Genomic DNA, 10,266 nt, shown 5'->3' on the forward strand with positions numbered 1-10,266 from the left:
TTCGACGAATAGAATTCCTTGAGAAAGCCAAGAAAAAATAAGAACGCCTTTCAGATCAACCAGTGGAACGAGAAATGAAGCCCAAGATACCGTCACGCCTTCAGTGCTCTCTCAAAAAAATTTCAACATGGAGCACTGACAACTTCCCTAACAGAGAACATTTGATCGTTGACTATGTTCACGGGGTCGGCCATCTTCACAAAGCAAGTCGAGAGCTATTTGTAGCCGGCATGACCAAAATAGGGGGCGCGCTAACAGCCGCCACAACCAAGCAACACTTTGCGATCAGAATGGTTTTCTCCAATGCGATCATGAAAATGCTTACCGCAGACACAATTCGAACACATAAACTTAAAGACACTCAAGAGTTAGGCCTTGCAACACTGGACGACCTTACCCACCTCATGCTTTGTACACTAGCTTGTGGCCAGTTCAACTTAATTCACCCAGTTCATCAGACTGTCTTCGAAGGCCTTGGGCAAGGCTATGGAGTAAGTGATGGACACGATCTCCCTATCGGCACCACACTACGTTACGCCGCCTTCGGTCTAGCAATCATTGGCGACTGGCTGGGCAAACCACTGGACCTCGACAAGCACGCCCTGCCCCGTGATCCAGCCTGGGGCCAACTGGTCGCCCATTGGCGCGAGCCCGATCCAGAGAAACTGCTACCCATCCTGATGGCGGCCTGCGACACCCATGTCGAGCGCATCGCCCTCAACTCCCGGGAACTTGATTCAGGTAACTTCGAATTCGGCTCGCCCTTCGAAGCCGTCTACCCCGCCGAAATCCTCGCCATCCTCAATCTGCGACGATCACTGGGCCTGACCAATCCCTTCATTGATCATCCACTGATGACAACTCCGTACGCGAAGCTCACCTGCCCGCCAGGCACCCGGCTGGAAAAAGACGAGTTGCTGGAGCGTTTTATGGCTGCAGTCTGCAAATACGATCCACAAGCCATGCCGGAAGGACTTTACCAAGCCGTCATGCAATCAACCGAGGAGTCTTGAGGCATGGCCCGACACGGCGCGATTCGCAAGGGTGACCGTCACAGTGGTGGCGGTCGGATGCTCGAGGGCCGCGGTGTACTGATCGATGGTGTGCCGCAGTGTGTGCTTGGCGATCGCGCAGCCTGCCCGCTGCACGGTGGTGAGTTCGCGCTGGTATCCAGCGCTGACAACACCTTGCTGTTCAACGACATCCCCTTGGTGTTCGAACCTGCGCAGCTGGCGTGTGGCTGCAGCGTTTTGTCTTCCTGTATGCCGGGTAATGCCAGAGCGTAAGCCAACCTGAAAAGGTTGGCTGGCAGCGCCGACGCCATCGCGGGGCAAGCCCGCTCCCACGCTGGTATGTGCAGCACTGGGAGCTGTAGAGCGCCCGCAACGCCAGTGGCGTCATAGCGTAAGCCGACCTGGGGAGGTTGGCTGGCAGCGCCGACGCCATCGCGGGGCAAGCCCGCTCCCACGCTGGTATGTGCAGCACTGGGAGCTGTAGAGCGCCGGCAACGCCAGTGGCGGCATGTTTACCCCATGAACAGCCGGTACGCCGGATTCTCCGTCTCGTCCCAGTACTGATAGCCCATCTCGTCCAGCGCCTGTGGCAGCCCGGCCAGCTCGTCGTCCGGCACCTCCAGCCCGGCGAACACCCGCGCTTGTGCCGCGCCGTGGTTGCGGTAGTGGAACAGGCTGATGTTCCAGCGCTTGCCCAGGCGTTCGAGGAAGCCCAGCAGCGCCCCCGGACGCTCGGGGAACTCGAAGCGCAGTACCCGCTCGCTGGCGCCCGGCGCCGCGTGGCCGCCGACGGTGTGGCGCACGTGCAGCTTGGCCAGTTCGTTGTCGGTCAGGTCGAGCACCTGGTAGCCCTGCTCGTGCAGGCTGGTTAGCAGTTGCTCCCGAGGGTCGTGCTGGGGGTGGGTCTGCACGCCGACGAACAGGCGCGCCTCCTTGCCCGGGTAGTAGCGGTAGTTGAACTCGGTGATCTGGCGCTTGCCCAGGGCCAGGCAGAAGGCGCGGAAGCTGCCGGGGCGCTCGGGGATGGTCACGGCGATGATCGCCTCGCGCTGCTCGCCCAGCTCGGCGCGCTCGGCGACATGGCGCAGGCGGTCGAAGTTGACGTTGGCGCCGGAGTCGATGGCCACCAAGGCCTGGCCCTGCAGGCCCTCGCGGGCCACGTAGCGTTTGATGCCGGCCACGGCCAGGGCGCCGGAGGGCTCGGTGATCGAGCGGGTGTCGTCGTAGATGTCCTTGATCGCCGCGCACAGCTCGTCGCTGCTGACCGTCACCACCTCGTCGACGAAGTGGCGGCACAGCTCGAAGCAGTGCGCGCCGATCTGCGCCACCGCCACGCCGTCGGCGAAGGTGCCGACCTGCGGCAGGATCACCCGCTCGCCGGCGGCCATGGCGGCCTGCAGGCAGTTGGAGTCCTCCGGCTCGACGCCGATCACCTTGACCTCGGGGCGCAGGTACTTGACGTAGGCGGCGATGCCGGCGATCAGGCCGCCGCCGCCGACCGGGACGAAGATCGCATGCAGCGGGCCGGGGTGCTGGCGCAGGATCTCCATGGCCACGGTGCCCTGCCCGGCGATGACGTCGGGGTCGTCAAACGGCGGCACGAAGGTCGCGCCGTCGCGATCGGCCAGTTGCAGGGCATGGGCCAGGGCGTGGGGGAAGCTTTCGCCGTGCAGCACCACATGGCCACCCCGTGAACGCACGCCTTCGACCTTGAGCGAGGGGGTGGTGGTGGGCATGACGATGGTGGTCTTGATGCCCAGGTGCGAGCCGGCCAGGGCCACGCCCTGGGCGTGGTTGCCGGCCGACGCGGTGATGACGCCGCGCTCGCGCTGGGCGGGGGTCAGGCGCGACAGCCGGGTGTAGGCGCCGCGGATCTTGAAGGAGAACGTCGGTTGCAGGTCTTCGCGCTTGAGCAGGACCTGGTTGCCCAGGCTGGCCGACAGGGCCGGCGCCGCTTGCAAGGGGGTTTCGATGGCCAGGTCGTACACCGGGGCCGAGAGAATCCGGCGCACTTGCTCGGACAGCAGTTGCTGGGGCGTTGCCGGGGTACGCAGGGTGGCGCTGAGGCTGGTCATCGATGACTCCTGGTTTTTTTGTAGTGCCCAGGAGTCAGAGAGAAGAAACCCGCCTCCAGGGCGGGTTCAGTGCATGTGTGCGCTAGCCCGCCAAGCTGATAATGGCGGTAATAATGCTGAGGGCGCGACGCTGCGGGAATAGGTTCATGGGGTGGGAAGCTAGCTTGAGGGACGGGCGGAAGTCAAGGACTTCAGCTTTGGCTCAAGCGTGTTGGTTTGAGTGTTTGTATGCGCATTTATTGGCGAGGGTGATCATCGAGGCGGGCCTGGAGATGACCGGGCTGCCGGTGGGCGAACCACGGCGGCGGGTGTTCGGGCTGGATGCCCAAGGCCGCGACCAGATGAGGACGCTGCTCGACGCCTTGCGTCAGGGCTAGTGTCCTGTCTCGGAAATAAGCTGTTCACTTTTGGCGGCGTCTTGGATGCCCGGCCGGCGTTGCCACTCCTCGCCATAGCCCTGCTATGACTCGTCGCGGCGCCTTGGCCGGACACCCAAGCCACTCGCCAAAAGAGAACGTATTCCCGAGACAGGACACTAGCATCAGCGACGTGCCTGCGGGAGTCCGCTCCCACAGGTCATCTGCACGCTTGAGAACTCAACCCCGAACCCGGAGAATGCACCGAACCAGACGACCAGAAGCCATGGAAAAGGACCTTTCCAGTGAACCAGAAACAACGCGACGCCCTCAGCAAATTCCTCAGCTACGTACTGCGCCATGCCCCCGAATCCATCGACCTGTCCCTGGACCGCGACGGCTGGGCCGATGTCGACGCGCTGATCCACGGCGCCGGCCGGCAAGGCCATGCCTTCGACCTGCACGCCCTGCGCGAAGTGGTCGAGACCAATGACAAGCGCCGCTTCACCCTCTCCGACGATGGCCGCCGCATCCGCGCCGCCCAGGGCCACAGCAGCGCCCAGGTCGAAGTGCGCCATGTCGCCAAGACGCCACCCACCCTGCTCTATCACGGCACCGCCAGTCGTTTCATCGCCTCCATTGAAGCCCAGGGCCTCATCCCCGGCAGCCGCCACCATGTGCACCTGAGCGAGGACCCGCAGACCGCGTTGGCGGTGGGCAAGCGCTATGGTCAGCCGGTGCTGCTCACGGTCGATACCCGGGCCATGTGCGCAGCAGGAACAGTGTTCTACCAAGCCGACAACGGTGTCTGGCTGGTAGACCAAGTGCCACCGGCCCATCTGTCACGCCAAGCCCTGTAGGAGCGGCCTTGTGCCGCGAAAGGGCTGCGAAGCAGCCCCGGCGATATCAGCTTGATGCACAAATCCTGGGGCCGCTTCGCACCCCTTTCGCGACACAAGGCCGCTCCTACAGGAGAATGTGCAAAGCCTGGGACTAATGCGCCATCCCCAACTCCGCATCATCCATCAGCGCCTTGGCCAAGGCACTGAGGTAATGCGCCGTCCAGACCACCCGCGGGTCTTCGTCCATCACCCTGACCAAGGTCAGGTGACGCACATAGTCCATCGCAGCAATTTCCAGTGTTAACCTGGCCCTGTACTTGCCCCTTCGTCCTCCGGCGAGATGAACATCAACAACCCTTCAGTGCTTCATATGCACACCAGATGCAATCGCGAACTTGCTCTGCGCCAAGATAGTAATCTGGATCGCTCTGAAGCAAACGCTCACTCTTCGTAAAAGCATCAAGATCGCCGAACAGCTTATCCAGCACGACATAGGCCTCCTCTAAAAGAGGGGACTGCTCGCGTTTGAAACGTTCAAAATATAATTCGGAGAATTGCTCAAGCGAACACTCTCCATCCAAACACCCTTTGATCAGGGCAAAATAAGACAATACTGTCTCATCCATCTTCATCACCATAAACAAAGGGGTTCGACAGACTTAATCCATCACCGTTTCGCAAGGCAGGATTACCGCTGTGAAAGCGGACATGCTGCGCCCCAACTTCCCGTCCTCAGCACTGTGGGTGCCCATCAGCCAGCACCTCCCGTATCTTGCGCAGCCAACCAGCATAATCCAGACCCTCTGAATCTGGCGCAAAGAAGCAACCTACCTCCTGTACCACGAGATATTCAAGCGCCTCCTCAGAAAAATTGAAGCCCAGCACCTCATCAATCTCTCGCACGCCTGCTGCATGCATTTCCCTTGGTTCATCCACAAGCATGTTGCGCAACGCTTCAGCGCTGTCGGAATATTCTTCTGGCCAGTCCTGATGAAAGTAACAGCCCAGCAAGTGAGAGAGCACGGGGAGCTTCATAAACACCTTAACTCGAAGAGGTGAAAGACGGGCCAAAAAGAGGACATTTTTATTTTCCGCACTATTTTTTTACACATCCGTTTGCAACGCTCGACTACATCAGCACTTTCTTAGCATCAGACTTCGTAGTCGTCTTGGTCATGTAACAGCAGACATTAGAATAGAGCAAACAAACCTGCCCTCCTCGTTTTCTCCGTTGTGACTCAAACGCCGGAATTCAAGAATCGCTCTATCATGCCCCTATCGACTTCCCTGAACAAAATTTCAAGCTTATGTTCGCACCCCACCTCCCAACTAAGAGCTGCATCTCGCAAAACTTCTAAATAGACCTTAAACTCACTGTCCGGCAAGGCAGGCACCCCCTCATGAGCGATGATCACTTTTTGACAGGTAATCCACTCAAGATCTGTCAAGCAATCATACAATGCATTCCAGTTAAACCCAAAATATCCAGGAAACCAAAGTCCATAATAAAGCGCCCTCAGCAATTCGGCTGGTAACGCTATTCCGGGGTCTATACGCACATAGAAAGCTTTGGCTGTATCGTAGCCCCTATGACTATCGAAGAATACAAACGGTGCTTGCTTATCCGAATTCATTTTTAGTCGCAAGAGCCAACCTCACTCAAAAAGCCTCTTACTAACAGTCGGTCAGATTCATTTTTTGCGGCCTTACCCAGAACAGGAGTCAGATAGTAGAGCAGCAACGCCCTATCAGAAGTGCTAGCTGGAAGGCTGTCCCTGACACACTCAATAAATGTCTTTACTGACATACACGAGGAAAACACCTCGTACCCTCTCGCACTGGAAAACGGTATCTTCTTAAAATAGTAGCTAGCCAATCGCCTTTGATCGGATCGCTTCCAAGAGCGGTGAGGAATCAGCAACAGCGCCTCACCATATTCCATGGATTCTAACGGATAGGTCCTCATTAGCCATTCAACAGCCTGCTCTGAGCTCAGCGCCGCAAGCTGTTGACACAGCTGCTTCTGCTGTGAATTCATAACACCACCTACCTTGGCTTCAATACATCCTGCGGCAAGCCCGAATTTCTACTCAGCGTAGCAGGAGGCTGATAATAGCCAGAATTGTTAGTCCATTGGGTTACGGCCCCGCGAACCTGCCCGTCATTATTACCAAAGCGTATAAAACCTGCATAACTTACCTTTCCTCCGCCACTTCAAACCAAGATGGGTTGAGAAGTCCTGATTCACATTTAGCCTGTATCCAACGCACCCCATCATGCCCACTGGATATTCGCCCCGTGCGTTGGAGCATCACTCACGACAGTTTATCTCGGGTGCAGTGCTCCCTTGCACAGGCACCGGCAAGGTCTGTTCGACCTGCGCCAGGGGCACCAGCTTGCGGACTTCGAACACACACCGCCACTGCCCTGTGCCCTTGCTGTTCCAAGGTGTGTCGATACCCACCGTCACCTCGTACTGCTGCCCCGCCTCCAGTCGATAGACCTTGCTCTGTTCCGGACAGCTCACCGAGCTGATACTGCTGTCAGCGGCAACGGAGCGGTTGGTGGAGAACATGAACGGCACCGACACCGGGACGCGATACTCCGTGACCACGGGCTGGTAAGGCCCGGCTGACGCTTGCCGGATACCACTGATGGCCGGTAACGACGTCATGACAGGGAGCGACATGCCTACCGAAGCGCTCTGCCTGGGAAATGCAGGATAAGCCGGGCTGACCTCATCGAACCCACGGCCCGCCATGGCCATCAGGTGCCTTACCTTGGGTACGCACGAACCTGCGAGGGAGTCGCCATATACATCGGTATTGGTGGTTACACGTACCGACGCCATGTCGGCAGGCGGGGTCGGCTCAAGATAGGGGACAGAATCGAAGCCGGAGCAGCCAGCGAGTAAGCAGCCCAACAAAAACAGAATGCCGCGTATCATGGAAAATCCTTTTACACCGTAGTTTAAGAATACACCTTAAGCCCTGCACTCAGGCTATGGATATATGCCAGCCCGCTCAAGCTCGCAAAACAAAAAAACCATACCTTCCCGTATACTGCATGCATCCTTTCTTATTAAAACACCCTTGGTCGCCGACACACTTAAAACAAAAGCATAAATACTACCCACTCGCTCACCGCCCACCTTAAATATAAAGAACCCTTTATTCTTCACTGCCACTCGCTCAAGAATTTGAACAAAACCGTCAAACTCGACACAACTCATACTTGGCAAGCCGAAACGAGCCGCATATCTATCAGAAAACTCATTAGAAGACATTAGCCCAGCCTCTCAATGCTTTGGAAATATCTTGAACATTCGCCAGCTTCCCCGTCGCAACCTTGCCCACAAACGGGCCATCCACTCCATTTTTTGATCAACTGCTCTACGGGAAGCAAACAAGAAAAATGGAGAAAAAGGGGACAGATTCATTTTTCACACTAACTAACATCTTAAGCATCAAGCTTTGTCGCCGTCTTGGCAATGCAAAGACAGAAATTAGAGCAAAAAAATTCGCCCCTTTTTTTATTTGCCCCATTTTCTCCGCTGGATAGCGATTCCAAAACCCTTCAATTACGTCCTCATCCGAAACGAATTCTGGCGCAAAAACGACCTTAAGCAGTTCAAGCCTTTGATCAGTCACTTGAATTCCTGAACATCCCAGCACTACTACCCCAGTTATTTTTACCAAATAACCATGGATACCCTTAAAACACTTCATGTCTAAGCAGCTTAAACCCCGCCTGCCTCATGACTCTCTCTAAAACAGATGAGCGATCCGTAGCATTTATATAAAGCAGGACCGTATAATCCGGATAATTTTGCTCCACCGCATCACCATCAAAAGGATCAACATTCAGCTTTAGAACAAAATTCTCTGCGTCACCCCCACCCAACATATAATAAATACCCCCTTGATAAGAGCCATCCCTTTCCTCGAAAGCTTCCCCCAAGGTTCGTTCTACATTAACTTTTGCCGAGAGAAGACCTAGGCCTTTCGCACCATATAGATCATACGCAACAGTCATTTTGGTAAGCTCACACTCGGTGCACGACTAGCAAAAAGGGGACAGATTTATTTTTCCCACTCTAAATTTCGACTTGCCCCGTTTCCAGCGCTCGACGTCCTCACTAACATCTTCAGCATCAAGCTTCGTTGCCGTCTTGGCCATGCAAAGGCAGAAATTAGAGTAGAAAAATAAATCTGTCCCCTTTTCACTTTTTCTCTTCAATCTTTCTACTTCGCATCAAACTCAACGAGAGCGCCTGCAAACCTATACCCTATAGCCCGCAAGCCTCATGTGTGCAAGTACCATTTCATCAAATACTTCGTCAGACACCCCCCCTATTTGACCTGACACTCTTCCAATTCCAAACAATCGGAAGAGTTTTACTATCCAAGAGATCGCACTCCCCAAGAAAAATATTAGCCAAATCATATTTATCCAATCTTGGATTTTCCTCCAGCACTCTATTTAACACAACGCTTGGTAGTATCCCTCCCAGAATTTGCGCCAGCAAATCGTTATTTTCCGAAAGTAGCATGGATCACTCCATTAACGTCCTCAACCTTTAAGATCTTGGTATACCCATACTTCTGAGACATCCGACCAGTCCACGTATTCAAAGCAGCATTTTCTTTTGTCATTCCATTCGCGACATTCTGTAAATACTGAGCAGCGGCAAAAAGCGGAAAAAGGGGACCGAAAAAAGGGGACAGATTTATTTTTCACACTCTAAATTTCGACTTGCCCCGTTTCCAGCGCTAGACATCCTCACTAACATCTTCAGCATCAAGCTTCGTCGCCGTCTTGGCCATGCAAAGGCAGAAATTAGAGTAGAAAAATAAATCTGCCCCTTTTCTCTTGCTTTTCTCTTTAAAGCACCAGGCTTTGCCGTGTCCTTGCCATGCAACAGCAGAAACTAGACTAGAACAAATATATCTGCCCTTTTCTCTTTAACCTCGCCCACCCATCTACCGGACAATTTTCAGCTCAACAATTGAAGGAGCCCCTTTATACCGATCAGCGACTTACAGCTTGATAAAGGAAAAAACCTTTCTAAATGAATTTTCGATATCAGGCGATGCTTCAAGGTGGGTAAGTGCTTCGCTCGGAGTCAAAGGCATATCGTAAGGCTCAAAACCTCGACGAACTGCAATACCATATAACGCATACTCGTCAACATCCGAATGCTCCCAATAGGGCACGAAGCCAATTACCTTATACACCTTAAAAATCTCATCCTGAAACTCCATCAGGTCATATATATATGGCGGAGTCTTATCCAGCGACAACGCTTCAGCACACCAAACATTGAGCTCTTCTTTGCTGATGGCCCCACAAAACAGGCAAGTAATGACGAAGGCCATCAGCTCATCATTAAAACCATTAAACTCAATAGATCTCACATTCCACCCCCATTGCTTCTCCGCCAATATGTCCTGTCTTTTTATGAACCAATTCAGGAACCAACTGCATTCGCCCGCTATCTTGATGGTGATGCCAAGTATAGCCATCGATTTTTCTTGCTCCTGCGCTAATCTGCTGGAGTTGCTTTACAGTAAAGCTTGAAGCTTTGACTTGCCCCCTCTGTATTGCATCCGATAAACCCTTGGTAGCGAGCTTCATCTGCCCTTGATAACTCGCTGACCTAAACACATCAATTGATATACGTGTATCAAACGCAGTTATATCATCAAAAATAGGAAAGCCCTTGTTATCGAATACAACACCCGTCACCGGATGCCGCTGTCCTGCAAGATGCACATTCCGACCATCAACTGGTGGGACTGTAGTGGAAACGACTTTGTCACTGAAAAAGGGGACAGATTTATTTTTCACACTCTAAATTTCGACTTGCCCCGCTCCCAGCGCTAGACGTCCTCACTAACATCTTCAGCATCAAGCTTCGTCGCCGTCTTGGCCGTGCAAAGGCAGAAATTATAGTAGAAAAAATAAATCGGTCGCTTTT

Annotated in this window: 15 protein-coding genes and 1 pseudogene; 4 read left to right on the plus strand and 12 right to left on the minus strand. The window is 54.3% G+C overall.

Annotated elements, in window-relative coordinates; translation table 11 throughout:
- Positions 1 to 74 precede the first annotated feature (74 nt).
- Complete coding sequence (locus tag PRtIB026_RS16900) at positions 75 to 1,013, plus strand: hypothetical protein (RefSeq protein ID WP_244670877.1); 939 nt, start codon at positions 75 to 77, stop codon at positions 1,011 to 1,013.
- Between the two features lie 3 nt (positions 1,014 to 1,016).
- The gene (locus PRtIB026_RS16905) at positions 1,017 to 1,286 is read left to right on the plus strand and encodes a PAAR domain-containing protein (protein WP_203646289.1); all 270 of its coding nucleotides are present in this window, start codon (positions 1,017 to 1,019) and stop codon (positions 1,284 to 1,286) included.
- 239 nt (positions 1,287 to 1,525) lie between these two features.
- On the opposite strand, the gene ilvA is transcribed toward PRtIB026_RS16905, so the two are convergent.
- Positions 1,526 to 3,088, minus strand: a complete 1,563-nt coding sequence (gene ilvA, locus PRtIB026_RS16910) for a threonine ammonia-lyase, biosynthetic (protein ID WP_267812554.1) — start codon at positions 3,086 to 3,088, stop codon at positions 1,526 to 1,528.
- 239 nt (positions 3,089 to 3,327) lie between these two features.
- Between ilvA and PRtIB026_RS16915 the strand changes: the two genes are divergently transcribed.
- Positions 3,328 to 3,465 (plus strand): hypothetical protein, encoded by a 138-nt coding sequence (locus tag PRtIB026_RS16915; RefSeq protein ID WP_203646287.1) that lies wholly within the window; start codon positions 3,328 to 3,330, stop codon positions 3,463 to 3,465.
- Positions 3,466 to 3,749: 284 nt separating this feature from the next.
- Positions 3,750 to 4,304: an RNA 2'-phosphotransferase gene (locus PRtIB026_RS16920; RefSeq protein ID WP_203646285.1), complete on the plus strand. Its 555-nt coding sequence runs from the start codon at positions 3,750 to 3,752 to the stop codon at positions 4,302 to 4,304.
- A 133-nt stretch (positions 4,305 to 4,437) separates the two neighbouring features.
- On the opposite strand, the pseudogene PRtIB026_RS16925 reads toward PRtIB026_RS16920, so the two are convergent.
- The 11 genes and pseudogenes from PRtIB026_RS16925 to PRtIB026_RS16975 form a co-directional block, all read right to left on the minus strand.
- Positions 4,438 to 4,569 (minus strand): annotated as a pseudogene (locus PRtIB026_RS16925) (DUF3077 domain-containing protein); the annotation flags it as partial.
- Positions 4,570 to 4,633: 64 nt separating this feature from the next.
- Positions 4,634 to 4,912, minus strand: coding sequence for a colicin immunity domain-containing protein (locus PRtIB026_RS16930; RefSeq protein WP_203646283.1), 279 nt, complete (start codon positions 4,910 to 4,912; stop codon positions 4,634 to 4,636).
- A 106-nt stretch (positions 4,913 to 5,018) separates the two neighbouring features.
- The gene (locus tag PRtIB026_RS16935) at positions 5,019 to 5,321 is read right to left on the minus strand and encodes a contact-dependent growth inhibition system immunity protein (protein ID WP_203646281.1); all 303 of its coding nucleotides are present in this window, start codon (positions 5,319 to 5,321) and stop codon (positions 5,019 to 5,021) included.
- 203 nt (positions 5,322 to 5,524) lie between these two features.
- The gene (locus tag PRtIB026_RS16940; RefSeq protein ID WP_203646279.1) at positions 5,525 to 5,920 is read right to left on the minus strand and encodes a barstar family protein; all 396 of its coding nucleotides are present in this window, start codon (positions 5,918 to 5,920) and stop codon (positions 5,525 to 5,527) included.
- Between the two features lie 677 nt (positions 5,921 to 6,597).
- A complete protein-coding gene (locus PRtIB026_RS16945) occupies positions 6,598 to 7,233 on the minus strand; it encodes a hypothetical protein (protein WP_203646277.1) in 636 nt (211 codons plus the stop codon).
- A gap of 54 nt (positions 7,234 to 7,287) precedes the next feature.
- The gene (locus tag PRtIB026_RS16950) at positions 7,288 to 7,572 is read right to left on the minus strand and encodes a hypothetical protein (protein WP_203646275.1); all 285 of its coding nucleotides are present in this window, start codon (positions 7,570 to 7,572) and stop codon (positions 7,288 to 7,290) included.
- Between the two features lie 106 nt (positions 7,573 to 7,678).
- Positions 7,679 to 8,014 (minus strand): hypothetical protein, encoded by a 336-nt coding sequence (locus PRtIB026_RS16955; protein WP_203646273.1) that lies wholly within the window; start codon positions 8,012 to 8,014, stop codon positions 7,679 to 7,681.
- A complete protein-coding gene (locus PRtIB026_RS16960) occupies positions 8,001 to 8,321 on the minus strand; it encodes a hypothetical protein (protein ID WP_203646271.1) in 321 nt (106 codons plus the stop codon). The genes PRtIB026_RS16955 and PRtIB026_RS16960 overlap by 14 nt, the downstream gene beginning before the upstream one ends.
- A gap of 304 nt (positions 8,322 to 8,625) precedes the next feature.
- On the minus strand, positions 8,626 to 8,838 hold the full coding sequence (locus PRtIB026_RS16965) for a hypothetical protein (protein ID WP_244670876.1): 213 nt from the start codon (positions 8,836 to 8,838) through the stop codon (positions 8,626 to 8,628).
- 487 nt (positions 8,839 to 9,325) lie between these two features.
- A complete protein-coding gene (locus PRtIB026_RS16970) occupies positions 9,326 to 9,664 on the minus strand; it encodes a hypothetical protein (RefSeq protein WP_203646269.1) in 339 nt (112 codons plus the stop codon).
- A 25-nt stretch (positions 9,665 to 9,689) separates the two neighbouring features.
- Entirely contained in the window at positions 9,690 to 10,136 is a 447-nt protein-coding gene (locus tag PRtIB026_RS16975) for an HNH endonuclease (RefSeq protein ID WP_203646267.1), read from the minus strand.
- Positions 10,137 to 10,266: the final 130 nt, after the last annotated feature.

Source organism: Pseudomonas sp. RtIB026, assembly GCF_016861355.2.
Taxonomy (GTDB): domain Bacteria; phylum Pseudomonadota; class Gammaproteobacteria; order Pseudomonadales; family Pseudomonadaceae; genus Aquipseudomonas; species Aquipseudomonas peradeniyensis.